Origin of the sequence: Pantoea sp. M_10 (assembly GCF_008631515.1) — a bacterium.
GTDB classification, from domain to species: Bacteria; Pseudomonadota; Gammaproteobacteria; order Enterobacterales; family Enterobacteriaceae; genus Pantoea; species Pantoea anthophila.
This window is the reverse complement of the sequence record NZ_VWUL01000003.1, coordinates 397,564-423,315: the sequence shown is the minus strand read 5'-3', so window position 1 is coordinate 423,315 and position 25,752 is coordinate 397,564. Positions and strand designations below refer to the sequence as shown.

Here is a 25,752-nt window from a genome sequence, read left to right as displayed (position 1 = left end):
AGGAGCGCAAAGTGTTAAACAAAGTTCTGCCGGTATTGCTGTTACTCTCCGCCCCCGTTCTGGCGGCTAAGCCGGTCCTCACGGTCTACACCTACGACTCCTTCTCTGCCGACTGGGGCCCTGGCCCGGCGGTAAAAAAAGCCTTTGAGGCGCAATGTAACTGTGAGCTGAAATTCGTCACGCTGGAAGATGGCGTCTCGCTGCTGAACCGCGTGCGGATGGAAGGCAAAAACAGCAAAGCGGATCTGGTGCTGGGGCTGGATAACAATCTGGTGCAGGCGGCGCAGAAAACCGGTCTGTTTGCTGAAAGTCAGGTCGACACCGCAAAACTTACCCTGCCTGGCGGCTGGCACGACACCACCTTTGTGCCGTTTGACTATGGCTACTTCGCCTTTGTCTATGACAAAACCCGGCTCAAAAACCCGCCCAAAAGCCTGAAAGAGCTGGTTGACAGCCCGGAAAAGTGGCGGGTGATCTACGAAGATCCCCGTACCAGTACCCCCGGCTTAGGCCTGCTGCTGTGGATGCAGAAGGTCTACGGCGACCAGGCTCCGCAGGCGTGGCAGAAGCTGGCGCAGAAAACCGTGACGGTGACCAAAGGCTGGAGCGAAGCCTATGGCCTGTTCCTGAAGGGCGAAGGCGAGCTGGTGCTGAGTTACACCACCTCTCCGGCTTATCACATCATCGAAGAGAAAAAAGAGAACTACGCCGCCGCCCCGTTTGCCGAAGGACACTATCTGCAGGTGGAAGTGGCCGCACAGTTAGCCAGCAGCAAACAGCCTGCGCTGGCACAGCAGTTCATGCAGTTTATGGTCTCGCCTGCGTTCCAGCGCACCATTCCCACCGGCAACTGGATGTACCCGGTGATCGATACGCCGCTGCCTGCCGGTTTTGCCAGCCTGACGGTGCCGTCCACCGCCCTGCAGTTCTCGCCTGAAGAGGTGGCCACACAGCGTTCAGGCTGGATCAGCCAGTGGCAACGCGCCGTCAGCCGCTGATGCCGCGCTGGCTGATCCCCGGCTCGCTCGCCACGCTGCTGCTAACCGGCGTGGCGCTGCTGGCCTTTGGCGCACTCTGGATGGCCGCGCCAGGCCTGGAGTGGCGCAGCGTGCTGCAGGATGCGTATCTGCGGCACGTAATCGGCTTCTCTTTCGGTCAGGCGCTGCTCTCCGCCCTGCTCTCCCTGCTGCCTGCGGTGCCGCTGGCGCGTGCGCTCTATCGGCGCCGTTTTCCCGGCCGCCAGCTGCTGCTGCGTCTCTGTGCCATGACCCTGGTCCTGCCGGTACTGGTGGCGGTGTTTGGTCTGCTGACCGTCTATGGCCGCGTTGGCTGGCTGGCCCAGCTCTGTCAGCTGCTGGGCATCGGTTATCACTTCTCACCCTATGGTCTGCCGGGCATTTTGCTGGCGCACGTCTTCTTTAATCTGCCGCTGGCGACGCGTCTGATGCTGCAGGCGCTGGAGAGCATTCCGGCCGAGCAGCGTCAGCTCGCGGCGCAGCTCGACCTGCGCGGCTGGCACCATTTTCGCCTGCTGGAGTGGCCGTGGCTGCGGCGTCAGTTGCTGCCGACCGGCGCGCTGATCTTTATGCTCTGCTTTGCCAGCTTTGCCACCGTGCTGTCACTGGGGGGCGGGCCGCAGGCTACCACGCTCGAACTGGCGATTTTCCAGGCGCTGAGTTATGACTACGATCCGGGCCGTGCCGCGCTGCTGGCGCTGATTCAGCTCGGCTGCTGCCTGACGCTGGTGCTGCTCAGCCAGCGCTTCAGTAAGGCGATCCCCGCCGGAACCCGTCAGCTGAAGGGCTGGCGCGATCCGCAGGATTCATGGGGCGCACAGCTCAGCGATGCGCTGCTCATCCTGCTGGCGCTGCTTCTGCTGCTGCCTCCGCTGGCGGCGGTAATTGTGGAGGGCCTGCATGGCGGCGTGCGCGGTGCGCTGGCTCAGCCTGCTCTCTGGCGGGCAACCCTGACCTCATTACGCATCGCCACCGGGGCCGGATTGATCTGCGTGGTGCTGACCATGATGCTGCTCTGGAGCAGCCGCGAGCTGCGTCTGCGCCAGCATCCGGCGGCGGCCACGCTTATCGACACCAGCGGAATGCTGATTCTGGCGATGCCGGGCATTGTGCTCGCCACCGGTTTTTTCCTGCTGTTCAACGCCACCATCGGCCTGCCCGACTCCGCCGAAGGGCTGGTGATGTTTACCAATGCACTGATCGCCATTCCCTATGCGCTGAAAGTGCTGGAAAACCCGATGCGCGACACCGCAGAGCGTTACGGCAGACTCTGCGATTCACTGGATATTCAGGGCTGGAACCGGCTGCGGCTGATCGAGTTGCGGGCGCTGAAACGTCCGCTGGCCCAGGCGCTGGCCTTTGCCTGCGTGCTGTCGATTGGTGATTTTGGCGTGGTGGCGCTGTTTGGCAGCGCCGACTTCCGCACGCTGCCGTTCTATCTCTATCAGCAGATAGGCGCCTATCGTGGCGCTGATGGTGCGGTTACCGCCCTGCTGCTGCTGCTGCTCTGCTTATTGCTGTTCACGCTAATGGAAAAATTACCGGGCCGCCATGCTGACTCTTGATAACCTTACCTATCTCTACCAGCATCTGCCGATGCGCTTCAGCTTCAGGGCCACACGCGGTGAACGCATCGCGATTCTCGGCCCCAGCGGCGCGGGTAAAAGCACCCTGCTGAGCCTGATTGCCGGTTTTCTGCCGGTGAATCAGGGCACCCTGCTGATTGACGGTCAGGAGCACACCCACACTGTCCCGGCCCGACGACCGGTCTCCATGCTGTTTCAGGAGAACAACCTGTTTCCGCACCTCAGCGTGCAGCAGAATATGGCGCTGGGGCTGCACCCCGGGCTACGACTCAGCGCGGAACAGCAGCAGCAGCTGACTGCGCTGGCTGAACAGGTGGGATTAAGCGATCTGCTGTCACGCCTGCCAGGCGAACTGTCGGGCGGCCAGCGCCAGCGCGTGGCGCTGGCCCGTTGCCTGCTGCGTGACCGTCCGGTGCTGCTGCTGGATGAGCCCTTTTCCGCGCTGGACCCCGCCCTGCGCGGCGAAATGCTTCAGCTGGTGCGTTCGGTGTGTGAGGCGCGCAGCATCACGCTGCTGATGGTGTCACACAGTCTGGAAGATGCGCAGCAGATCGCGCCGCGCAGCGTGGTGATTGTGGATGGCCGGGTTTACTGGGATGGCGAAACCCGACAGCTGCTGTCGGGCGACACGCGGGAGGCCGACGTACTCGGCATCCCGCGCCGTTAGCGGCTCAGGCGATGAAAACCTGCCACAGCAGATGGCGGAAAACCGGCATCATCGGATGGAACTGGATCGCGACAAACGCCGCCACGGCGATCGCCAGCCCCAGCGGGCCAGCCCAGCGCAGGCGCGCCGGGGGCAGCCAGGCGGTGGCCCAGTCACGGCTTTTGCCACTGCGCCACCAGCGCCAGCCTAACCAGCCGCCAAGCCAGATCAGCAGCGCTGCGCCCAGTAACAGCCATTTAAAGCTGCCGCCCTGCGCCGCTTTTGGCACGTCAATCGCCACCCCGGCCAGAATGCCGGGCAGCAGATAGATCGGCGGCCAGAGAAGACAGCCGATGAGATTAGGCGGCAGAAATTTACGTACCGGCAGCTCCAGCATACCCGCCGCCAGCGGGATTAGCGGCCGCGTGGGGCCGACAAAACGTCCGACCAGGATGGTAAACATACTGTGCTGATGCAGGGCATGCTCGGTTTTATCCAGCAGGCCTTTATACTTTTGCAGATACTTCCAGCGGTGCAGCGGCCCCTGGAATTTCCAGCCGATACCGTAGGAAACCCAGTCACCGATCAGGCAGCCCGCAAAGCCCGCCGCCCAGGCAGGATAAAGGCCAAGCTCGCCACTGCCGACCAGCGCGCCCAGGCTGGCCATCATCACCGTACCTGGCAGCAACAGCCCGACCAGCGCCAGCGACTCCAGAAACGTCACCAGCGCAACGGCAAACAGCGCCCACTCCAGGGACTGCGTAATCAGTTGTTGAATCCAGGCTTCCATAGTGGTCCTTAGTCAAAGCAGAAGGCTGGATTGTCCAGAGCCAGCCACACAGCGTCAAGGCAAGAATTGTAGGACAATGTTGACAAATCGTGGCGACAGGAACTGTATAAATATCCATGATATACTCAGGTTGTTTACTTATCCCTGAAACATGGCGTCCGGAGAACATCTGACTATGCCCCGCGCAGGTTTTCTGCTCACCCGCCACTGGCGCGACAGCCCGAATGGCACCGAAATTATCCTCTGGCTCGCCACCGATGCGGGCGCGCAGCGCGTGGTGCTGCCTGTGCAGGAGTCTGTCGCTTTTGTGCCTGCGGAATATCAGGCGCAGATCAGCGAGCTGCAGAGAGAGGAACGCCAGCTGCGTATCCAGCCGCTGGCGCTGAAAGATTTTCGTCACCGTCCGGTGCTGGGCCTCTACTGCCAGCAGCATCGTCAGCTCCAGCGCATCGAAAAACGGCTGCGCGAACAGGGGATTCCGATCTACGAGGCGGATATCCGCCCGCCGGAACGCTATCTGATGGAGCGCTTTATTACCGCCCCCGTCTGGTTTGATGGCGAGCAGCAGGGCGACACGCTGATCAATGCGCGGCTTAAGCCCCACCCCGACTATCGCCCGCCGCTGAAATGGGTCTCGCTGGATATTGAAACCACCCAGCATGGCGAGCTCTACTGCATCGGACTGGAGGGCTGCGGTCAGCGCCAGGTCTATATGCTCGGCCCCGCTAACGGCGATGCCAGCACGCTGGATTTCGACCTGATCTATCTCGACAGCCGGCCACAGCTGCTGGAAGCCCTGAACCAGTGGTTTGCAGAGCATGACCCGGATGTCCTGATTGGCTGGAACGTGGTGCAGTTTGACCTGCGGGTGCTGCAGAAGCATGCCGACCGCTACGGCATTCCGCTGCGTCTTGGCCGCCAGCAGACGGCGCTGGAGTGGCGGGAGCATGGCTTCAAGCCAGGCGTTTTTTTCGCGCAGGCCAGCGGCCGCCTGATCATTGATGGCATCGACGCACTGAAATCGGCGTTCTGGGATTTTCCGTCGTTCAGCCTGGAGTCGGTGTCGCAGCAGCTGCTGGGTGAAGGCAAAGCGATCGACAATCCCTGGCACCGCATGGAGGAAATAAACTGGCGGTTTGCCAACGATAAACCGGCGCTGGCGCGCTACAACCTGAAAGATTGCGAACTGGTGACGCGCATCTTCCACAAAACGGCGATCATGCCGTTTCTGCTGGAGCGCGCGGCGGTTAATGGTCTGGCCGTGGACCGCCATGGCGGTTCGGTGGCGGCGTTCAGTCACCTCTATATTCCGCGCATGCACCGTGTCGGGTTTGTCGCGCCCAATATGGGTGAGGTGGCCCCGGAAGCGAGTCCGGGCGGTTATGTCATGGATTCGCGTCCCGGTCTCTACGACTCGGTGCTGGTGCTGGATTACAAAAGCCTCTATCCGTCGATTATCCGCACCTTCCTGATCGACCCTGTGGGCCTGGTGGAGGGTCTGGCCCATCCTGATGATGCGGATTCGGTTGCCGGTTTCCGGGAAGCGCGCTTCTCTCGCCACACCCACTGCCTGCCGGCGATGGTTGAACAGATCTGGCTGGGGCGCGAAGCGGCGAAAAAACAGAACAATCAGCCGCTGTCACAGGCACTGAAGATCATCATGAACGCCTTTTACGGTGTGCTGGGCACCAGTGCCTGCCGCTTCTTTGATCCGCGACTCGCCTCCTCAATTACCCTGCGCGGTCACGCCATCATGCAGCAGACCCGCGCGCTGATTGAAGCGGAAGGCTACGACGTCATCTACGGTGACACCGACTCCACCTTTGTCTGGCTGAAGTCGGCCCACGATGAGGAGCAGGCCGCTGCCATTGGTCATCAGCTGGTGCAGAAAGTGAATGCCTGGTGGCGCGATCACCTGCAGCAGACGCTGGGACTGACCAGCGCGCTGGAACTGGAGTATGAAAACCACTTCTGCCGTTTTCTGATGCCGACCATTCGCGGCGCGGAACAGGGCAGCAAGAAACGCTACGCCGGACTGATTCGTGACGCCGACGGTGCGCGCATGGTCTTTAAGGGACTGGAGTCGGTGCGAACCGACTGGACGCCGCTGGCCAAAACATTTCAGCAGCAGCTCTACCACCGTATTTTCCACCGCGAGCCGTGGCAGGATTACATCCGGGAGACCGTGGCGCAGCTGCTGGCGGGCGAGCTGGACGATCAGCTGATCTACAAAAAGCGCCTGCGGCGTCCGCTGAAGGAGTATGAACGAAATGTGCCCCCGCACGTGCGCGCCGCCCGGCTGGCTGATGAGCAGAATCGCAAACTGAACCGGCCACTGCAGTATCAGAACGGCGGCCGGATTCGTTACGTCATGGCTACGGCTGGCCCCGAACCGCTGGAGGCGCGCAGTACGCCGCTCGACTATGACCACTATGTGACGAAGCAGCTGCAGCCGGTGGCAGAGGGGATTCTGCCCTTTGTCGGGGGAGATTTTGCTACACTGATTACGGGGCAACTGGGGCTTTTTTGACAGGTGACGAATGCCCTGCCATCCAGTACCATAGCGCCCTTCCTGAAACTCACCGCTCTTATGCACGCTCCAGACCTTGTTGTCTGGCGGTAACGCTATTGCCTGAGATTCGGGAACACCTCTAAAAACGTTAAAATTCGAGCTAAAAATATATGGTTTTTACATTAGGTCAGCGCTGGATTAGTGATACGGAAAGTGAACTGGGACTGGGCACCGTGGTGGCGATCGATACCCGCATGATCACCCTGCTGTTTCCGGCCACGGGGGAAAACCGCCTCTACGCCCGCAACGATTCGCCAGTTACCCGCGTCATCTTTAACCCGGGTGATACCATCACCAGTCACGAAGGCTGGCAGATGCGCGTCGATGAAGTCCGCAACGAAAATGACCTGATGACCTATATCGGTACCCGACTGGATACTGAAGAAAGCGATGTAATCCTGCGTGAAGTGATGCTCGACAGCAAGCTGGTGTTCAGTAAGCCGCAGGATCGTCTGTTTGCCGGTCAGCTCGACCGCATGGACCGCTTTGCCCTGCGCTTCCGCGCACGCAAATACCAGAGTGAGCAGTACCGTCTGCCGATCAGCGGTTTACGCGGCATGCGCACGAACCTGATCCCTCATCAGCTGCATATCGCACACGATGTGGGTCGCCGCCACGCGCCACGCGTACTGCTGGCCGATGAAGTGGGCCTGGGTAAAACCATTGAAGCCGGGATGATCATTCAGCAGCAGCTGCTGGCGGGTCGTGCCGAGCGGGTACTCATCGTGGTGCCTGAAACCTTACAGCATCAGTGGCTGGTCGAGATGTTGCGCCGCTTTAACCTGCGTTTCGCTCTGTTTGATGATGACCGCTACACCGAAGCGCAGCACGACAGCGATAACCCGTTTGAAACGGAACAGCTGATCATCTGTTCGCTCGACTTTGTTCGCCGTAACAAACAGCGCCTTGAACTGCTGGCCGATGCCGAATGGGATCTGCTGGTGGTGGATGAGGCACACCACCTGGCCTGGTCCGAAGGCGAACCGAGCCGTGAATATCTGGTCATCGAAAAACTGGCTGAGAAAACGGCCGGGGTGCTGCTGCTGACGGCGACGCCGGAACAGCTCGGCATGGAGAGCCACTTTGCCCGTCTGCGCCTGCTCGATCCGGACCGTTTCCACGATTTTGCTGCCTTTGTTGAAGAGCAGCAGCATTTCCGTCCGATTGCCGATGCGGTGACAGCGCTGCTGGCTGACCAGGCGATCTCCCAGGAAGAGATGAACCGGATCAACGATCTGGTGGGCGAAGAGGATATCGAGCCGCTGCTGCAGGTCGCCAACAGCGATCGTGAGGGCAAGCTGGAGGCGCGTCAGGAGCTGATCGCCATGCTGATGGATCGCCACGGCACCAGCCGCGTCCTGTTCCGCAACACCCGTAACGGTGTGAAAGGTTTCCCGAAACGCGAACTTCATCAGATCCGCCTGCCACTGCCTGCGCAGTATCAGACGGCCATCAAAGTCTCCGGCATTATGGGCACGCGCAAAAGCGCCGAGGAGCGGGCGCGTGACCTGCTCTATCCGGAGCAGATTTATCAGGAGTTTGAAGGCGACAGCGGCACCTGGTGGAACTTCGATCCGCGCGTGGAATGGCTGATGGGCTATCTCACCACTAACCGTAAAGAGAAAGTGCTGGTCATCTGCGCCAAAGCGGCCACGGCGCTGCAGCTGGAGCAGGTGCTGCGCGAGCGCGAAGGCATCCGGGCGGCGGTGTTCCACGAAGGCCTGTCGATCATTGAGCGTGACCGTGCTGCCGCATGGTTTGCCTCAGAAGAGAACGGCGCACAGGTTCTGCTCTGCTCCGAAATCGGTTCTGAAGGCCGTAACTTCCAGTTTGCCAGCCGCCTGGTGATGTTCGACCTGCCCTTTAACCCGGATCTGCTGGAGCAGCGTATCGGCCGTCTGGACCGTATTGGTCAGGCGCACGATATTCAGATTCTGGTGCCGTGGCTGGAGCAGACCGCTCAGGCGGTGCTGCTGCGCTGGTATCATGAAGGTCTGGACGCGTTCGAGCACACCTGCCCGACCGGTCGTACCATCTACGACAGCGTGCATCAGCAGCTGATTGGCTATCTAGCCGCGCCGGAAAACAGTGAAGGCTTTGACAGCTTTATCGCGGAGTGCCGTAAACAGCACGAGGCGCTGAAATCGCAGCTGGAACAGGGCCGCGATCGTCTGCTGGAGCTGAACTCTAACGGCGGCGAATCGGCTCAGCTGCTGGCGAACGCCATCAGCGAGCAGGATAACGACACCGGTCTGGTGAACTTCGCGCTGAACCTGTTTGATATTGTTGGTATCAATCAGGAAGACCGCAGCGATAACCTGATTGTGCTGACCCCTTCCGACCACATGCTGGTGCCCGATTTCCCTGGCCTGCCGGAAGATGGCTGCACCATCACGTTCAACCGCGATCAGGCGCTCTCCCGCGAGGATACCCAGTTCATCACCTGGGAACATCCGCTGATCCGTAACGGCCTGGATCTGATCCTGTCGGGTGACACCGGCAGCTCCGCGCTGTCACTGCTGAAGAACAAGGCGCTGCCGGTAGGCACGCTGCTGGTTGAGCTGATCTACGTGGTGGAAGCGCAGGCACCGAAGCATCTGCAGCTGACCCGCTTCCTGCCACCGACGCCTGTCCGTCTGCTGCTCGATCGCAACGGCACCAACCTGGCCGGGAAAGTGGAGTTCGAAAGCTTTAACCGCCAGCTGAATGCGGTTAACCGCCACACCGCCAGCAAACTGGTCAATGCGGTGCAGCAGGATGTGCATGCGATCCTCACCCAGGGTGAAGAGAGCGTGGTCAGCGAGGCACGTGCGGTGATTGAAGCGGCGCGGGCCGAGGCGAATGAAAAGCTGGGCGCAGAGCTTTCCCGTCTCAACGCGCTGAAAGCGGTGAACCCGAACATCCGTGAAGATGAGATCGAGGCGCTGGAAAGCAACCGTGAACAGGTGCTGGAAAGCCTGGATCAGGCCAACTGGCGTCTCGACGCGCTGCGCCTGATTGTGGTGACTCACCAGTAAGCTCAGGGGCCCTCCGGCCCCTTATTTTTGGAAAGCCCTATGGAACCTTACAATCCACCGCGTGAACCCTGGCTGCACATCCTTTATCAGGATGCGCATATCATGGTGGTGAATAAACCCAGCGGTCTGCTCTCGGTACCCGGTCGGCTGGATGAGCACAAAGATAGCGTGATGACGCGGATACAGCGTGATTTTCCGCAGGCGGAATCGGTTCACCGGCTGGATATGGCGACCAGTGGTGTGATGGTCGTCGCCCTGACCAAGGCGGCTGAGCGTGAGCTGAAACGGCAGTTTCGCGAGCGGGAACCCGCCAAGACATACGTGGCCTGCATCTGGGGTCATCCGGAGAAGGAGGAGGGAGTGGTTGATCTGCCGCTGATTTGCGACTGGCCCAATCGTCCGAAGCAGATGGTCTGCTTCGAGAACGGCAAAGCCGCGCAGACGGAGTATCAGGTGCTGGAATATCGTGCGGATAACAGTGCGCGCGTTTCGCTGAAGCCGATTACCGGCCGCTCGCACCAGCTGCGGGTGCATATGCTGGCCCTGGGCCATCCGATTCTGGGCGACAACTTCTATGCCCATCCGGACGCCAGGGCGATGGCACCGCGCCTGCTGCTGCACGCGGAGTCACTGACTATCACCCATCCGGCATTCGGTAATGCCATGACCTTTCGTCAGCCCGCCGATTTTTAAGGGGGGCGGTACGCCTGGCCGCCTCCTTCTGAGAGGCGGAGAGAGGCGCGATTACTTAAAGCCTTTTTCTTTGCGAATCAGATCGTACGCCGCCTGAATTTCCTGCGCCTTCTGCTTCGCCATCTCCATCATCTCTGGCGGCAGCCCCTTCGCCACCAGCTTGTCGGGATGATGCTCGCTCATCAGCTTGCGGTATGCGCGCTTGATGGTGGTGGCGTCATCGCTGCTCTTCACACCCAGCACGCTGCAGGCATCTTCCAGCGTTGGTCCACGTTGCGCCTGCTGAAAGCCACCATTGCCACTGCGCTGTCCGCCGCCGAACTGCTGGCCGCCTTCCATCATGCGCAGGAACTGATCGAACTGAACGCGTGAAATGCCCAGCTCCTCGGCGATGACATAGAGCACCTGCCGCTCATTGGGATGCAGGGAACCGTCGGCAAAGGCAGCCTGAATCTGAATTTCCAGGAACATGCGAATCAGATCGAACCGGCCAAAACAGGCGCTGCGCAGTTCCCGCAGTTTGCTGCGTAACGGGTAATCTGCCTGCTTGCCTTCACGAAATGCGCGCTGGGCGGCGGTGCGCGAGTCACCGTGCAGTTGCATCCGCTCCATAAGCAGCGATGCAATCTGAATATCCGCTTCGGTAACGCGCCCTTTTGACTTGGTCAGATGGCCCATGACCTGAAAGGTGGTGCTGAAAAACAGCGTCTGTCGGGTCTGATTATTTGAGAAGTAAGCCTTGCCTTGCGCGCCGCGCACTTTGTCAAACATATGGCCAATGATCAAACCGATCACAATACCCCAGAAGCCTGCACCGGAAAGTAATCCCAGCGCCAGACCCACAACTTTTCCCCAGTAGCGCATAAACTCCTCAATTCGCCATGCTTGCGGCTGAAAATTGCATTATCATACCTGTCATTTATCTCAGCGCCTAACGGCAACGCTGACTGACCAGGATTAACACTGGCGCAACGCCGGGCAGTAAGTTAGTCTCTGACCCGATTGTCGGCATGATGCCAGTTTTCATGGAATTCTCGATACCGCGTATGAAAAAACATATACCTACCCTGCTGGCCACACTGATCGGCGCAGCCATTAGCCAGCAAGCCGTTGCCGACGATCTGATGTCGCAGTGTATGTTAGGCGTGCCGAGTTACAACCGCCCGCTGGTGAATGGCGATACCAATCAGTTGCCTGTCACCATTCACTCCGACGCTGCCAAAGGGAACTATCCCGATGATGCGGTCTTCACAGGCAATGTGAATATTGAGCAGGGCAACAGCCGTATGCAGGCCGATGAAGTTCAGCTTCATCAGCGTCAGCAGGAGGGCCAGACCACGCCGGTTCGTACCGTCGATGCCCTGGGTAATGTGCATTACGATGATAACCAGGTCATCCTGAAAGGTCCGAAAGCCTGGTCAAATCTGAACAGTAAAGATACCAACGTCTGGAACGGTCAGTACCAGATGGTGGATCGTCAGGGTCGCGGCACCGCCGATCAGATGAAACTGCGCGGTGATAACCGCTACACCATTCTGGAGAATGGCACCTTTACCTCCTGTCTGCCCGGCTCCAACAGCTGGAGCGTGGTCGGTTCTGAAGTGATTCAGGACCGCGAAGAGGAAGTGGCCGAGATCTGGAACGCCCGCTTTAAACTCGGTTCCGTTCCGGTGTTCTACAGTCCCTATCTGCAGTTACCGATTGGCGACCGTCGTCGCTCCGGCTTCCTGATCCCGAATGCCAAATATGGCAGCAACAACGGCTTTGAGTTCATCCTGCCCTACTACTGGAACATCGCGCCGCAGGCCGATGCCACCATTACGCCGCACTACATCAGCAAGCGCGGCATGAAGTTTGAGAATGAATTCCGTTATCTGACAGAGCTGGGCGCAGGTCTGATGGAGTTCGACTACCTCGGCTCAGACAAGCAGTACGACAAAGATAAAGCGCTGCGCGGCATCGCCGAAGATGACAGCTCCGATCGCTGGCTGTTCTACTGGCGTCATGCGGGTGTCTACGATAAACACTGGCGTTTCAGCGCGGACTACACCAAGGTCAGCGATAGCTACTACTTCAACGACCTCGACTCGAAGTACTACAGCTCGACTGACAACTACGCCACGCAGAAATTCAGTATTGGCTACGCGGACACCAACTGGGATGCGACGCTCTCCAGCAAAGATTTCCAGGTATTTGGTAACACCAGTAATAGCAACGTTTACCGCGCCATGCCGCAGCTGGACGTCAATCTCTATCAGAATGACATCGGTCCGTTTGATGGCCGGATCTATGCGCAGGCGGTGAAATTCACTAACGTCAGCGATCGCTATCCTGAAGCGACCCGTTTGCACGTTGAGCCAACGCTGAACCTGCCGCTGTCTAACGGCTGGGCCAGCCTGGATACCGAAGCGAAGTTCCTGGCAACCCACTACCAGCAGACCAATGTTGATTACTACAACAACAACTTTGCGAACCGCAACGGCAAAAGTGGCGATCTGGATGAGTCGGTAAACCGCACCCTGCCGCAGTTTAAAGTCGATGGCCGTCTGGTCTTTGACCGCGATATGGACTCCGCGGCGGGCTACACCCAGACGCTGGAGCCGCGGGTGCAGTACCTTTATATCCCGTACCGCAATCAGAGCAACATCTATCCATACGACTCAACGTTGCTGCAGACCGACTACACCGGCCTGTTCCGCGACCGCACCTACAGCGGCTTGGATCGTATCGCCTCGGCTAACGAAGTGGCCACCGGTGTTACCACACGCATTTATGATGCCGATCTGGTTGAACGTTTTAACGTTTCTGTAGGTCAAATCTACTCGTTTACCCCTTCTCGTACTGGTGTGAATCAGACCAGTAAAGAAGATGATACCGGCAGCCTGATCTGGGCTGGCGATACATACTGGAAAATCAGCGATCGCTGGGGCGTCCGGGGTGGGTTGCAGTATGACACCAAACTCGACAACGTTTCCCAGGGCAATACCGTACTGGAATATCGTCGTGATGCCGATCGCATGGTGCAGCTGAGCTACCGTTACAGCAGCCCGGAATATGTCGCAACCGCGCTGAACGACAGCAGCCTGGTGACCAATCCTATCTTCAAAAATGGGATTTCACAGGTGGGCACCACGGCCAGCTGGCCGATTGCGGATGCATGGTCCGTGGTAGGCGCGTACTACTACGATACACGCAACAGCCGTCCGGCTTCGCAGCTGGTAGGCCTGCAATACAGCTCATGCTGTTATGCCATTCGGGTCGGTTACGAACGCAAAATTAACGGTTGGGAAAACGACGACAGTAAATATGACAACCAAATCTCATTCAACATTGAGCTGCGTGGTCTGAGCTCCAACTATGGCTTAGGCACCAACGATATGCTGCGTCAGGGGATTATCCCTTACCAGCCCGCTTTCTGATGTTGTGATGTTTGACAGGCAATCCCGCAGTGCGGAACCAACAATGGATAAAGTATGAAGAACTGGAGAATGCTGATTCTTGGTGTGGCAATCAGTGCCAACACCGCGTTCGCAGCACCACAAGTCGTTGATAAAGTTGCCGCCGTGGTCAATAACGGCGTGGTTCTTGAGAGTGACGTGGACGGCATGATGGGCACGGTGAAATCTCAGGCCCGGCAGGCAGGTCAGCAGTTGCCAGATGATAAAACGCTGCGCCATCAGATTCTGGAACGCCAGATCATGGACAACATCATTCTGCAGATGGGTGAAAAAGCGGGGATTCAGATCAGCGATGAGCAGCTGGACCAGGCGATTAAGAACATCGCCGCACAGAACCGCATGACGCTGGATCAGCTGCGCAGTCGTCTGGCTTATGACGGCATGAACTATGGCATCTATCGCTCGCAGATCCGCAAAGAGATGATGATTGCCGAAGTCCGCAACAATGAAGTGCGTCGTCGCGTGACCATCCTGCCGCAGGAAGTGGATACGCTTTCAACCCAGATTGCTGCCCAGAACAGCCAGGGAACCGAGCTGAACATCAGCCACATTCTGCTGCCGCTGCCGGAAAACCCGACGCAACAGCAGGTCGATGAGCAGGAAACGCTGGCGAAACAGCTGGTTGGCGAACTGAAAAATGGTGCGGATTTCGGCAAAATGGCCGTGACCTACTCCGCCGACTCGCAGGCGCTGAAAGGCGGCAACATGGGCTGGGGTAAAATTGAAGAGTTACCGACCCTGTTTGCCCAGGCGCTGGCAACGGCGAAAAAAGGCGACATCGTCGGGCCGGTGCGTTCAGGTGTGGGCTTCCATATCCTGAAGGTGAACGACCTGCGTGGCGAAAGTAAGAACGTCTCGGTCACTGAGGTGCATGCTCGTCATATTCTGCTGAAACCATCGCCGATTCTCACTGACGATCAGGCCAGGGCGCAGCTGGAACAGATCGCGGCCGATATCCGCAGCGGAAAAACCACCTTTGCCGCCGCGGCAAAACAGTACTCTGACGACCCGGGATCGGCGAATCAGGGTGGCGATCTCGGCTGGACCTCTCCGGAAGTCTTTGATCCCGCCTTCCGCGATGCGCTGCTGCGTCTGCAGAAAGGCCAGACCAGCCAGCCGGTGCACTCCTCTTTCGGCTGGCATCTGATTCAGCTGCTGGATACCCGCCAGGTGGATAAAACCGACGCGGCCCAGAAAGAGCGCGCTTATCGCATGCTGTTTAACCGTAAATTTGCTGAAGAAGCGCAGACCTGGATGCAGGAACAGCGCGCCAGTGCTTATGTGAAGATTCTGGATGGCAATGCACAGTAACCAGCGTGTGGTGATCACTCCCGGCGAGCCCGCCGGGATTGGTCCCGATCTCACCGTTCAGCTGGCTCAGCACGCCTGGCCGGTGGAACTCGTCGTCTGCGCCTCCCCTGCCCTGTTGCAGCAGCGGGCAGCGCAGCTCGGCCTGCCGCTGACCCTGCGTCACTACCAGCCTGAGGCGGACCCCGTGCCGCAGCAGGCGGGGACGCTGACCATTCTGCCGATTGAGACGGCACAGCCGGTCACACCAGGCAAACTCTGTGTCGCTAACGGTGACTATGTGCTGGCCACGCTGGCCCGCGCCTGTGACGGCTGTCTGCAGGGTGAATTTGCGGCGCTGATTACCGGCCCGGTGCACAAAGGCGTGATTAACGATGCCGGTATCGCCTTTACCGGCCATACCGAATTCTTCGCCGACCGCGCAGGCGGTCATCGCGTGGTGATGATGCTGGCAACCGAAGCGCTGCGTGTGGCACTGGCCACCACGCATCTGCCGCTGAAAGAGGTGCCTGCGGCGGTCACCCGCGAATGCCTGCATGAAGTGATCACCATTCTTCATCGTGATCTGCAGCAGAAGTTCGCCATTGCCGAGCCGCATATCTATGTCTGTGGTCTTAACCCCCACGCCGGTGAAGGCGGTCATATGGGACGGGAAGAGATCGAGACGATTACGCCGGCCCTCAATGAACTGCGTCAGCAGGGCATTAAACTGACCGGCCCGCTGCCTGCGGATACACTGTTCCAGCCCAAATATCTGCAAAACGCCGATGCGGTGCTGGCGATGTATCACGACCAGGGCCTGCCGGTACTGAAGTTTCAGGGGTTTGGCCGCGCGGTAAATATTACCCTGGGCCTGCCCTTTATCCGGACCTCCGTTGACCACGGCACCGCGCTTGAACTCGCCGGGCTGGGTCAGGCGGAACCGGGCAGCTTTATCACGGCGCTTAACCTCGCCATCACTATGATCAAGAGCAGTAATGAATAATCGCGTCCATCAGGGGCACTACGCCCGTAAACGTTTCGGGCAGAACTTCCTGAACGATCAGTACATTATCGACAGCATTGTCTCCGCCATTCATCCCCAGCGCGATGAAGCGCTGGTAGAGATCGGCCCTGGCCTCGGCGCCTTAACCGAGCCGGTGGGCGAACGCCTCGATAGCTTAACGGTGGTGGAGCTGGACCGCGATCTCGCGGCGCGTCTGCAAACGCATCCGTTCCTTGGCCCGAAACTGACCATCTTCCAGCAGGATGCCATGACCTTCGACTTTGCCGCGCTGGCACAGGAGAGAGGCCAGCCGCTGCGGGTATTTGGTAACCTGCCTTACAATATTTCGACCCCGCTGATGTTCCACCTTTTCAGCTATACTGGTTCGATCAAAGATATGCACTTCATGCTGCAGAAAGAGGTGGTTAACCGTCTGGTTGCGGGGCCGGGCAGCAAAGCGTATGGTCGCCTGACGGTGATGGCGCAATATTACTGCCAGGTTATTCCGGTGCTGGAAGTGCCGCCACACGCCTTCACGCCGCCACCAAAAGTGGACTCGGCTGTCGTGCGTCTGGTGCCGTTTGCCGAGCCACCGCATCCGGTCAGCGACGTGCGTATCCTGAGCCGTATCACGACAGAAGCCTTTGGTCAGCGCCGTAAAACATTGCGCAACAGCCTGAACCACATGGTGGCGGCGGGTGCGCTGGAAGAGTTATCCATTGATCCTGGTCTGCGTGCTGAAAACGTCTCGGTCGCGCAATATTGTCAGCTGGCTAACTGGCTAGCGACGCATCAGGGAAAATCGCAGGAGTAAGTCATGAGTGAAACGGCCCGCGTCTCCGTTCATGTGCAAAGCCAGTACGTCGCCTCCCAGTCCTCGCCGGATGAGGATCGCTACGTCTTCGCCTATACCATTACGATACGCAATCTGGGCCGTTCCGCCGTGCAGCTGCTGGGGCGTTACTGGCTGATTACCAACGGTAACGGCCGCGAAACAGAAGTTCAGGGCGAAGGCGTGGTCGGTGAGCAGCCGCTTATCCCGCCGGGCAACGAATTCCAGTACACCAGTGGTGCTGTCATCGAAACGCCGATGGGCACCATGCAGGGACACTACGTGATGGTCGACGATCAGGGCGACACCTTTCACGTTGAAATCCCGGTGTTCCGCCTCGCCATCCAGACGCACATTCACTGATTTTCACGCCTTTTGCCCGATACGTCGGGCACATTCCCGATGGATAAAACGTTATGAGCACATACCTGATTGGCGACGTCCATGGTTGCTACGATGAATTACGTGCCTTGCTGCAGCAGGTCGATTTCAATCCCGAGCATGACACGCTGTGGCTGACCGGTGACCTGGTGGCGCGCGGTCCTGGCTCACTGGAGGTCCTGCGCTATGTGAAGTCACTGGGCGACGCCGTGCGCCTGGTGCTGGGCAACCACGATTTACATCTGCTGGCGGTCTATGCCGGAATCAGCCGTAACAAGCCTAAAGATCGCCTCACCACCCTGCTGGAAGCGGACGATGCTGATGAGCTGATCAACTGGCTGCGCCGGCAGCCGCTGCTGCAGGTGGATGAAGAGAAAAAGCTGGTCATGGGACACGCCGGTATCACGCCTCAGTGGGATATCGACACCGCGAAAAAATGTGCGCGGGAAGTGGAAGCGGTGCTCGCCAGCGACAGTTATCCGCTGTTCCTGGATGCGATGTATGGCGATATGCCAAATAACTGGAGCGAAGATCTGACCGGCCTGGCCCGACTGCGCTTCAGCACCAATGCCTTTACCCGTATGCGCTACTGCTTCCCCAATGGTCAGCTGGACATGATCTGCAAAGATGCCCCGGAGTCGGCGCTGCCACCGCTGAAGCCCTGGTTCAACATCGACGGACCGGTCGCCCGGGACTACACCATCGTTTTCGGTCACTGGGCTTCACTGGAAGGCAAAGGCACGCCAGAGGGGATTATCGGCCTGGATACCGGCTGCTGCTGGGGCGGCGCGCTGACCCTGCTGCACTGGGAAGAGCAGCGCTATGTGGTTCAGCCCTCTAACCGCGAGAAAGCGCTCGACTCCAGCGAAAGTCTGGCGCCTCCGGCGCTATAACCCTGAGGCTGGCCTGGCGGCCAGCCTGCTGTTTTATGCGCCGATAATGCCGCCATCCTCCCGGGTGATCATGATCACTGACGAGCGCGGGCGCGGACTGTTGTCAGGAAAATGTGAATCCCCCTCTTCGCCAGGGTGCTGCACGTTCACGAACAGCGTTCTGTAGTCAGGCGTAAAGGTAATGCCGGTCAGCTCGCAGGATTTAGGGCCGACCATAAACCGGCGAATCTCGCCGCTGTCCGGGTCTCCTGCCAGCATCTGATTATTCCCCTGCCCCTGATAATCCTCTTTGTTGCTGTATTTGCCATCGGTAAGGATCCAGAGCCGCCCCTGCGCATCAAACCCCAGGCCATCCGGGCTGTTAAAGGTGTTTTCAGCAGTGATGTTCGGTGTGCCACGATAGATGCCTTCGGGATGGGCAATCGGGTTGCCGCATAACGCGTAGATGTCCCAGGCAAACGACGTGGCCGTGGCATCGCCCTTCTCATCCCAGCGGATAATCTGGCCGTAGATATTTTTAGGGCGCGGGTTGGCGGCATTAACCGGCACCCCCTCATTGCCACGCTTGTTGTTATTGGTCAGCGTACAGTAGGCGCGGCCATCATGCGGGTTAACGGCGATCCATTCCGGCCGATCCATCCGCGTGGCGTTAACCACATCGGCAGCAGCACGCGCATTGATCAGGACATCGGCCTGGCTATGAAATCCCTTCTCAGCAGTGAGTCCATTTTCCCCCCACTTCAGTGCCAGCCAGCGACCGGTGCCTTTCAGGGGTGTGCCCTGTTCATCGCCGTTAAACTGCGCCACATAGAGCGTGCCCCGATCGAGCAGTCCGTGATTCGCTTTCGCGTCGTCCGGGTTAACCTTGTCGTCCGAGACATATTTATAAATGTACTCGCCACGCTCATCGTCGCCCATGTAGACCACCAGCTGGCCGGTTTTAGCAACCGTCACCGCAGCATTCTCATGCTTGAAACGCCCCAGCGCGGTTCGTTTGACCGGCACCGATTGGGGATCGAAGGGATCGATTTCGACTATCCAGCCGTGGCGGTTAAATTCGTTAGGATTTTTTGCGATATCGAAGCGGGGATCAAAATCGGACCAGTTTCGCTCCGGCTCGGCGGCGTTTAGGGTGTAGCGCTTCTGCTGGGCGGTCGGCGTAAAATCCGCGTCATGCGTGCCAAAGTAGGTGTCGTAGTTCTCTTCGCAGGTCAGATAAGTGCCCCAGGGCGTTTTACCGTTGGCGCAGTTACCAAAGGTGCCGAGAACCTGCAGGCCCTGAGGATCGGCGGCGGTCTGCAGCGCTTTGTCGCCTGCGGCCGGACCGGAAAAACGCATCGGGGTATTCGCGGTAATGCGGCGGTTGTAATCTGAAGGACGGACAACCTGCCACCGATTGCCTTCGCCGCATTTAATCTCAACGACAGAAACGCCGTGCGCCGCCTGTGATTTCTTCACATCCTCCAGGCTGGTCGCTTTGCTGCCGCCATGGGCGAACAGCGTCGGCTCATTCACATACTCATTGTTGATTGCCATTACGCCACGATGCTCATCAATGGCGAAGAAGCTCATCCCATCATTGTTGTCACCGAACTGCTTTTCCTGATCCTCCGCGCTGTTGTTGCCATGCGGATAGAACTCAGGCGCGCCATTAACCAGCGGATCGCCCCAGGAGATCAGCACTTCAGCGCGATAGCCTGGCGCCACAACAATCTCATCCGCGGTCGAAGCGGCAATCGCCTGAAAGCCCAGCAGCGGGCTGCCGGCGGGTTTTTCCTGCGCCAGTGCGCCGGAGGAGAAAGTCAGGCCGCCGCTGAGAAAGCCGGTCAGCCCAAGTGCGCCGGAACCGGCAAGAAACTTACGTCGCTGCGTATCGGGCAGGCGGTCTGTGCTTAACGCGGAGAGTTCGATCTTCATCAGTGATTGCTTCCTTTGTGTCGGTCCCGGAAAAGAAGCAATGCTAATGAATAAAGATGACAGCCAGGTTACAGGCGGGCGGGCAAGGAATCAGCGACGGCGATCCAGGATCTCAAAGCAGTAGCTGTGGGAGTTATGCTCATCAGCGTCGTGGAACTCGCTGAACGTTGACTGCCACTCATCCGGCTCGTAATCCGGGAACTGCGTGTCGCCTTCTACTTCTGCATCGATGTGGGTCAGATAGAGGCGATCGGCACGCTTCAGCATCTGCTCATAAACGCGTCCGCCACCGATCACCATGATCTCTTCGGCTTCACCGGCAGCCTGAACCGCCTCATCCAGCGAAGTGACCCAGGTGACGCCTTCGGCGGTGCCGGGCTGGCTGCTGACCACGATATTCAGTCGGCCAGGCAGAGGACGACCAATGGATTCAAAGGTCAGCCGGCCCATAATCACTGGTTTTTTCAGGGTGTTACGCTTGAACCACGCCAGATCTGCAGGCAGGTCCCACGGCATGGCGTTCTCCATTCCAATAATGCGATCTGCTGCTAATGCCGCGATAAGACTAATCATGTTAACTACTCACAGGAAAAAAATTGGCGCCATGATACGAGAAGGTGAAACTTTCGTCGATAGGGGGGAAGGTCTAATTGCGTAAAGCTTTTTATGATGTCGCATTTCACTGCCTGCGCAGCGTTTTTCACCGCGAAATCGCGTCTGTTAGCCGCAGCTCGCCAGTAATCTGACGCCGGCTGGCACAAAACCGGGCGAATAAGAAAACGGCTCCCGCAGGAGCCGTGGGGGTTATCAGAAGTCGTAGCGCAGACGCACCAGATTCATATCACCCAGGTTATCGGTGCTGGAGGTAAAGACATGTTCGTAATCGACACGGAAACCGTAGTCGAGGAACAGCGTCACACCCAGACCGTTGTCGATGCGCTGATAATCACGGCCGGTCGCATACTCAATGCGATCGCCCATGACATATGGCTGCACCGCTTTCAGGCCATACTGCGCCACCGGGATTTTATAACCGGCAAAGTATTCCACGCCCCATGCATCGCCAGCAAAGTAGTCATGCACATCTTTGCGTTTGGTGGTCATGAAGTTCTGATACCAGCCGCCGCCCGCTGACAGCGTCCAGTTGCCTGGCGTCCAGCTCAGCGCAGTGCCATAAATGTTCTGATCGTAATCGCCGCTGTCGCCGTTGTTCGGGTTACGCATCGCCGCGCGGGTGTAGTTCCACGCCGTGCCCCAGCTCAGATCGTCGGTAATGTGATAATCCACACCCAGCGAACCGCCGCCTTTGCGCTTGTAGCGCAGGCCGTTGCCTGGCAGGAACTCATTATCGTCGAACAGATAAGAGGCGTAGAGATCCAGATCGCCGAAGGTGTTTTTATACTTCAGCTGCTTACGCGAACGGTAAGAGCCATCGTAGTCGCCATTGATCCCGTTACCTGGTGCCTGACCGATCATGTCGTAGTCCCAGATATCGGTCTTGGCCCCTACGGTATCGTAGTAAACGCTGTTCTGCTGACCAAAGGTCAGCTGGCCCCAGGTCTTGCTTTTCAGACCGGTGTAGAGCTGGCGGCGCGTGGTGTTATTCGCACCGTCTGCATAGTGACGATCCCAGCTGAATACCGCCGGAATATTCACGCCCAGCTCGTAGTAGCTGATCCAGCTGACGTCGTCGAACAGGTAGTAATCCGCGCCGAAACGGAAACGGGTGCCGCCATCGAATCCGTCACGCTTGTACGATTTGTCATCCACGCCGGTCTGGTGATTGACCTGAGCACGGATGCTGCCGCCAAAGGTAAAGGTGAGGCGGCTAAGCGGATCGCCAGCCTGTGGGTCCTGTTTTAACAGGGTGATTTCCGCCTGGCTGGCGAAAGGAAGAATAGCCATCAGTGCAGCCACTGCACTCAGAGAAAAAGTACGCATTTTCATTTTTATAGGTGTCCTTGCACGCTCCGGTGATGAGCGGCAGGCATATTACTGGCGAAAAATCCGGACAGGAAGTGTTTATCTTATAAATTTGTGCGAACGGGGCTGATTCGCACCTATAGCTAAAAAACTAAGTCAAATCAGTAACTTTAAGGCAAATCCTTTGCTTTACGCGAGCCTGATTTTCAGATTATCGCCAGGTTAGAGGCAAAAAAAACGGCTCCCGCACGAGCCCTTCAGACAGCTGACAAATTCAAATTCTGGGGTGACCACAACGTATCAGCACAACGCGCAGGGAGCACGGACAGAGGAGAAAAGCGTCCCGCGCCATGGACGGCGCGGGCCGGGCGGCCAGGGATTGGCTTGAGCGACTTTCCGATCTGCCCGTGCTCCCTTCGCAGGCGCGATCTCACCGCTGACATGGCCAGAATTTAACCAAAAAAAACGGCTCCCGCAGGAGCCGCTTTTCACACTACCTCGACTTACATCGCCTTAATCTGCGCGTGCATCTCCTGAACGGAGATGACCTGCTCCGTCGGGTCAGCATTCAGGGCCATCGCAGTGGCGAAACCGCCATTCAGCGTGGTGTCATAGTGCACTTTATACTGCAGAGCACTGCGGCGAATCAGCTTCGAATCTTCAATCGCCTGACGTCCTGCCGTGGTATTGACGATATAGCTATATTCGCCATTCTTCAGACGGTCCTGAATGTGCGGACGACCTTCATGCACCTTGTTCACCAGACGTGGGTTAATTCCCGCCTCGCCCAGCACAACCGCCGTGCCGTGTGTCGCATCCAGCTCGAAACCAAACTTCTGCAGCTTGGCAGCCAGGTCGACGATACGTTTCTTGTCGCCTTCACGCACCGACAGCAGTGCACGGCCCGACTTCTTCATGTTGCTCTGTGCGCCCAGCATCGCTTTAGAGAAGGCCTCAGCAAAGGTGCGGCCCACGCCCATGACTTCACCGGTCGAACGCATTTCCGGTCCAAGAATCGGGTCAACGCCCTGGAACTTGTTAAATGGCAGTACGACCTCTTTCACGGAGTAGTAAGGCGGAATCACCTCTTCGGTAACGCCCTGCTCTGCCAGCGTTTTGCCTGCCATCACGCGTGCGGCCACTTTCGCCAGCGGCACACCGGTCGCTTTCGAGACGAACGGCACGGTACGCGCGGCGCGCGGGTTAACTTCGATCAGGTAGACTTCGTTGTCTTTGACCGCGAACTGGACGTTCATCAGGCCGCGGACGTTCAGTTCGAACGCCAGCTTCTCAACCTGCTGACGCATCACATTCTGAATCTCCTGATTCAGTGTGTAGGCCGGCAGTGAACAGGCGGAGTCACCAGAGTGAACGCCAGCCTGCTCGATATGTTCCATGATGCCGCCAATCAGCACCCGCTCACCGTCGCAGATCGCATCCACATCGACTTCGACCGCATCATCCAGGAAGCGATCCAGCAGCACCGGCGCATCGTTAGAGACGGAGACCGCTGTCTGGAAGTAGCGCTTGAGGTCGGTTTCGTCGTAGACGATCTCCATGGCGCGGCCGCCCAGTACATAAGAAGGACGTACCACCAGCGGATAGCCCAGGCCAGCGGCTTTCTCAACGGCCTGCTCCAGCGTGGCGACCGTGGCATTGGCTGGCTGTTTCAGGCTCAGACGATCGACAGCCTGCTGGAAACGTTCACGGTCTTCAGCACGGTCAATAGAGTCCGGGCTGGTGCCGATAACCGGCACACCCGCCGCTTCCAGCGCACGCGCCAGCTTCAGCGGGGTCTGACCGCCATACTGCACGATTACGCCTTTAGGCTGCTCGATACGGACGATTTCCAGCACATCTTCCAGCGTCACCGGCTCAAAGTAGAGACGGTCGGAGGTGTCATAATCGGTCGACACCGTTTCCGGGTTACAGTTGACCATAATGGTCTGGTAACCATCTTCACGCAGCGCCAGCGCGGCGTGAACGCAGCAGTAGTCGAACTCAATACCCTGACCGATACGGTTTGGCCCACCGCCCAGAATCATGATCTTATCGCGATCCGTCGCCGGATTGGCTTCGCACTCCTCTTCATAGGTGGAGTACATGTAAGCGGTATCGGTGGCGAACTCGGCGGCGCAGGTATCCACACGCTTATAGACCGGGTGCAGGTTAAACTGCTGACGCAGCTTGCGAATTTCGCTCTCAGCCACGCCTGCCAGCGCCGCCAGTCTGGCGTCGGCAAAGCCTTTACGCTTCAGCGCACGCAGGAAGGTCGCATCCAGGCTGTTTACCCCTTCACGGGCTACCTGGTCTTCCAGCCGGATCAGCTCTTCAATCTGCACCAGGAACCAGCGGTCAATGTTGGTGAGATTGAAGACGCCATCGACCGACATCCCGGCGCGGAACGCGTCAGCGATATACCAGATACGGTCTGAACCGGCATCTTTCAGCTCGCGGCGGATGCGGGTCAGGGCTTCCGGGTCGTCCAGATGCACTTTCGGGTCGAAGCCGTGCGCGCCCACTTCCAGGCCGCGCAGCGCTTTCTGTACGGACTCCTGGAATGTGCGGCCAATCGCCATCACCTCACCGACCGATTTCATCTGGGTGGTCAGGCGGTCGTTGGCACCGGCAAATTTTTCGAAGTTGAAGCGTGGAATTTTGGTGACCACGTAGTCAATCGACGGCTCAAATGAGGCGGGCGTTAAACCACCAGTGATGTCATTCATCAGCTCATCGAGAGTAAAGCCGACCGCCAGCTTGGCCGCAACTTTCGCAATCGGGAAGCCGGTCGCTTTTGAAGCCAGCGCAGAGGAGCGAGACACGCGCGGGTTCATCTCGATAACAATCAGGCGACCATCTTTCGGGTTCACCGAGAACTGGACGTTAGAGCCACCGGTTTCCACACCGATTTCACGCAGGACCGCCAGCGAGGCGTTACGCATGATCTGATACTCTTTATCCGTCAGCGTCTGAGCGGGGGCGACCGTGATGGAGTCACCGGTGTGAATCCCCATCGCATCGAAGTTTTCAATCGAGCAGACGATGATGCAGTTGTCGTTTTTATCGCGAACCACTTCCATCTCATACTCTTTCCAGCCAATCAGCGACTCATCAATCAGCAGCTCATTGGTCGGTGAAAGGTCGAGGCCCCGTTCACAAATCTCTTCAAACTCTTCGCGGTTATAGGCGATGCCGCCACCGGTGCCGCCCATGGTAAAGGAGGGACGGATGATGCAGGGGAAACCGACATCTTCCGCCACGGCCAGCGCTTCTTCCATGGTGTGTGCGATACCGGAACGGGCGGTGTCCAGCCCGATGCTTTTCATCGCGACGTCAAAGCGACGACGATCTTCTGCTTTATCAATAGCATCTGCAGTCGCACCAATCATGGTCACGCCAAACTCTTCCAGCACGCCCTGACGCTCAAGCTCCAGTGCGCAGTTCAGCGCAGTCTGGCCGCCCATGGTCGGCAGTACGGCATCCGGACGCTCTTTTTCGATGATTTTGCGCACCACTTCCCAGTGAATGGGCTCGATATAGGTGGCATCGGCCATCTCAGGGTCGGTCATGATGGTCGCCGGGTTGGAGTTCACCAGGATGACCCGGTAACCCTCTTCACGCAGCGCTTTACACGCCTGCGCACCGGAATAGTCAAATTCACAGGCCTGACCGATCACAATCGGACCGGCACCAAGAATCAGGATTGATTTTATGTCTGTACGTTTTGGCATGAAT

General features: G+C 58.3%; 18 protein-coding genes. 12 read left to right on the top strand and 6 right to left on the bottom strand.

Going from position 1 to position 25,752, the window contains the following annotated elements; genetic code table 11:
• Positions 1 to 11: 11 nt before the first annotated feature.
• The 3 genes from thiB to thiQ are packed head-to-tail and all read left to right on the top strand — an operon-like array spanning position 12 to position 3,269.
• Positions 12 to 998 (top strand): thiamine ABC transporter substrate binding subunit, encoded by a 987-nt coding sequence (gene thiB / locus F3I47_RS11775; RefSeq protein ID WP_150028641.1) that lies wholly within the window; start codon positions 12 to 14, stop codon positions 996 to 998.
• Positions 974 to 2,581: a thiamine/thiamine pyrophosphate ABC transporter permease ThiP gene (gene thiP, locus F3I47_RS11770; protein WP_140028852.1), complete on the top strand. Its 1,608-nt coding sequence runs from the start codon at positions 974 to 976 to the stop codon at positions 2,579 to 2,581. The genes thiB and thiP overlap by 25 nt, the downstream gene beginning before the upstream one ends.
• Complete coding sequence (thiQ, locus tag F3I47_RS11765) at positions 2,568 to 3,269, top strand: thiamine ABC transporter ATP-binding protein ThiQ (protein WP_150028642.1); 702 nt, start codon at positions 2,568 to 2,570, stop codon at positions 3,267 to 3,269. Before thiP ends, thiQ begins: the two co-directional genes overlap by 14 nt.
• Before the next feature lie 4 nt (positions 3,270 to 3,273).
• Here the strand turns inward: thiQ and F3I47_RS11760 are convergent, their stop codons facing one another.
• Positions 3,274 to 4,038, bottom strand: a complete 765-nt coding sequence (locus F3I47_RS11760; RefSeq protein ID WP_009092177.1) for a DedA family protein — start codon at positions 4,036 to 4,038, stop codon at positions 3,274 to 3,276.
• Between the two features lie 169 nt (positions 4,039 to 4,207).
• Here F3I47_RS11760 and polB point away from each other — a divergent pair, with 169 nt between their 5' ends.
• From polB to rluA, 3 genes are all read left to right on the top strand, one after another.
• Positions 4,208 to 6,568, top strand: coding sequence for a DNA polymerase II (gene polB, locus F3I47_RS11755; protein WP_150028775.1), 2,361 nt, complete (start codon positions 4,208 to 4,210; stop codon positions 6,566 to 6,568).
• 152 nt (positions 6,569 to 6,720) lie between these two features.
• Positions 6,721 to 9,627, top strand: a complete 2,907-nt coding sequence (gene rapA / locus F3I47_RS11750) for an RNA polymerase-associated protein RapA (protein WP_150028643.1) — start codon at positions 6,721 to 6,723, stop codon at positions 9,625 to 9,627.
• A 39-nt stretch (positions 9,628 to 9,666) separates the two neighbouring features.
• On the top strand, positions 9,667 to 10,320 hold the full coding sequence (gene rluA / locus F3I47_RS11745; protein WP_009092184.1) for a bifunctional tRNA pseudouridine(32) synthase/23S rRNA pseudouridine(746) synthase RluA: 654 nt from the start codon (positions 9,667 to 9,669) through the stop codon (positions 10,318 to 10,320).
• A gap of 51 nt (positions 10,321 to 10,371) precedes the next feature.
• On the opposite strand, the gene djlA is transcribed toward rluA, so the two are convergent.
• Complete coding sequence (gene djlA / locus F3I47_RS11740; protein WP_009092186.1) at positions 10,372 to 11,184, bottom strand: co-chaperone DjlA; 813 nt, start codon at positions 11,182 to 11,184, stop codon at positions 10,372 to 10,374.
• Positions 11,185 to 11,366: 182 nt separating this feature from the next.
• Between djlA and lptD the strand changes: the two genes are divergently transcribed.
• The 6 genes from lptD to apaH are packed head-to-tail and all read left to right on the top strand — an operon-like array spanning position 11,367 to position 18,177.
• A complete protein-coding gene (gene lptD / locus F3I47_RS11735) occupies positions 11,367 to 13,739 on the top strand; it encodes an LPS assembly protein LptD (protein WP_009092188.1) in 2,373 nt (790 codons plus the stop codon).
• Positions 13,740 to 13,793: 54 nt separating this feature from the next.
• Positions 13,794 to 15,089: a peptidylprolyl isomerase SurA gene (gene surA / locus F3I47_RS11730; RefSeq protein WP_150028644.1), complete on the top strand. Its 1,296-nt coding sequence runs from the start codon at positions 13,794 to 13,796 to the stop codon at positions 15,087 to 15,089.
• Positions 15,079 to 16,071, top strand: coding sequence for a 4-hydroxythreonine-4-phosphate dehydrogenase PdxA (pdxA, locus tag F3I47_RS11725; protein WP_150028776.1), 993 nt, complete (start codon positions 15,079 to 15,081; stop codon positions 16,069 to 16,071). Before surA ends, pdxA begins: the two co-directional genes overlap by 11 nt.
• Positions 16,064 to 16,885, top strand: a complete 822-nt coding sequence (gene rsmA / locus F3I47_RS11720) for a 16S rRNA (adenine(1518)-N(6)/adenine(1519)-N(6))-dimethyltransferase RsmA (RefSeq protein WP_009092193.1) — start codon at positions 16,064 to 16,066, stop codon at positions 16,883 to 16,885. Before pdxA ends, rsmA begins: the two co-directional genes overlap by 8 nt.
• A gap of 3 nt (positions 16,886 to 16,888) precedes the next feature.
• Positions 16,889 to 17,266 (top strand): Co2+/Mg2+ efflux protein ApaG, encoded by a 378-nt coding sequence (gene apaG, locus F3I47_RS11715; RefSeq protein ID WP_009092195.1) that lies wholly within the window; start codon positions 16,889 to 16,891, stop codon positions 17,264 to 17,266.
• Positions 17,267 to 17,319: 53 nt separating this feature from the next.
• The gene (gene apaH, locus F3I47_RS11710) at positions 17,320 to 18,177 is read left to right on the top strand and encodes a bis(5'-nucleosyl)-tetraphosphatase (symmetrical) ApaH (RefSeq protein WP_009092197.1); all 858 of its coding nucleotides are present in this window, start codon (positions 17,320 to 17,322) and stop codon (positions 18,175 to 18,177) included.
• A 33-nt stretch (positions 18,178 to 18,210) separates the two neighbouring features.
• Here the strand turns inward: apaH and F3I47_RS11705 are convergent, their stop codons facing one another.
• The 4 genes from F3I47_RS11705 to carB all read right to left on the bottom strand — a co-directional run bounded on the left by F3I47_RS11705 (position 18,211) and on the right by carB (position 25,748).
• Positions 18,211 to 20,094: a PhoX family phosphatase gene (locus tag F3I47_RS11705; protein WP_150028645.1), complete on the bottom strand. Its 1,884-nt coding sequence runs from the start codon at positions 20,092 to 20,094 to the stop codon at positions 18,211 to 18,213.
• Between the two features lie 90 nt (positions 20,095 to 20,184).
• Entirely contained in the window at positions 20,185 to 20,667 is a 483-nt protein-coding gene (folA, locus tag F3I47_RS11700) for a type 3 dihydrofolate reductase (protein WP_009092201.1), read from the bottom strand.
• 234 nt (positions 20,668 to 20,901) lie between these two features.
• Positions 20,902 to 22,035: a porin gene (locus tag F3I47_RS11695; RefSeq protein WP_369974601.1), complete on the bottom strand. Its 1,134-nt coding sequence runs from the start codon at positions 22,033 to 22,035 to the stop codon at positions 20,902 to 20,904.
• 485 nt (positions 22,036 to 22,520) lie between these two features.
• Positions 22,521 to 25,748 (bottom strand): carbamoyl-phosphate synthase large subunit, encoded by a 3,228-nt coding sequence (gene carB, locus F3I47_RS11690; RefSeq protein ID WP_009092204.1) that lies wholly within the window; start codon positions 25,746 to 25,748, stop codon positions 22,521 to 22,523.
• Positions 25,749 to 25,752 lie beyond the last annotated feature (4 nt).

Excerpts from the sequence above, each read along its gene's own strand:
- thiQ (WP_150028642.1), top strand. The coding sequence starts at position 2,568 with ATGCTGACTCTTGATAACCTTACCTATCTCTACCAGCATCTGCCGATG.
- F3I47_RS11760 (WP_009092177.1), bottom strand. The coding sequence starts at position 4,038 with ATGGAAGCCTGGATTCAACAACTGATTACGCAGTCCCTGGAGTGGGCG.
- rapA (WP_150028643.1), top strand. The coding sequence starts at position 6,721 with ATGGTTTTTACATTAGGTCAGCGCTGGATTAGTGATACGGAAAGTGAA.
- rluA (WP_009092184.1), top strand. The coding sequence starts at position 9,667 with ATGGAACCTTACAATCCACCGCGTGAACCCTGGCTGCACATCCTTTAT.
- djlA (WP_009092186.1), bottom strand. The coding sequence starts at position 11,184 with ATGCGCTACTGGGGAAAAGTTGTGGGTCTGGCGCTGGGATTACTTTCC.
- lptD (WP_009092188.1), top strand. The coding sequence starts at position 11,367 with ATGAAAAAACATATACCTACCCTGCTGGCCACACTGATCGGCGCAGCC.
- surA (WP_150028644.1), top strand. The coding sequence starts at position 13,794 with ATGAAGAACTGGAGAATGCTGATTCTTGGTGTGGCAATCAGTGCCAAC.
- pdxA (WP_150028776.1), top strand. The coding sequence starts at position 15,079 with ATGCACAGTAACCAGCGTGTGGTGATCACTCCCGGCGAGCCCGCCGGG.
- rsmA (WP_009092193.1), top strand. The coding sequence starts at position 16,064 with ATGAATAATCGCGTCCATCAGGGGCACTACGCCCGTAAACGTTTCGGG.
- apaG (WP_009092195.1), top strand. The coding sequence starts at position 16,889 with ATGAGTGAAACGGCCCGCGTCTCCGTTCATGTGCAAAGCCAGTACGTC.
- apaH (WP_009092197.1), top strand. The coding sequence starts at position 17,320 with ATGAGCACATACCTGATTGGCGACGTCCATGGTTGCTACGATGAATTA.
- F3I47_RS11705 (WP_150028645.1), bottom strand. The coding sequence starts at position 20,094 with ATGAAGATCGAACTCTCCGCGTTAAGCACAGACCGCCTGCCCGATACG.
- folA (WP_009092201.1), bottom strand. The coding sequence starts at position 20,667 with ATGATTAGTCTTATCGCGGCATTAGCAGCAGATCGCATTATTGGAATG.
- F3I47_RS11695 (WP_369974601.1), bottom strand. The coding sequence starts at position 22,035 with ATGCGTACTTTTTCTCTGAGTGCAGTGGCTGCACTGATGGCTATTCTT.
- carB (WP_009092204.1), bottom strand. The coding sequence starts at position 25,748 with ATGCCAAAACGTACAGACATAAAATCAATCCTGATTCTTGGTGCCGGT.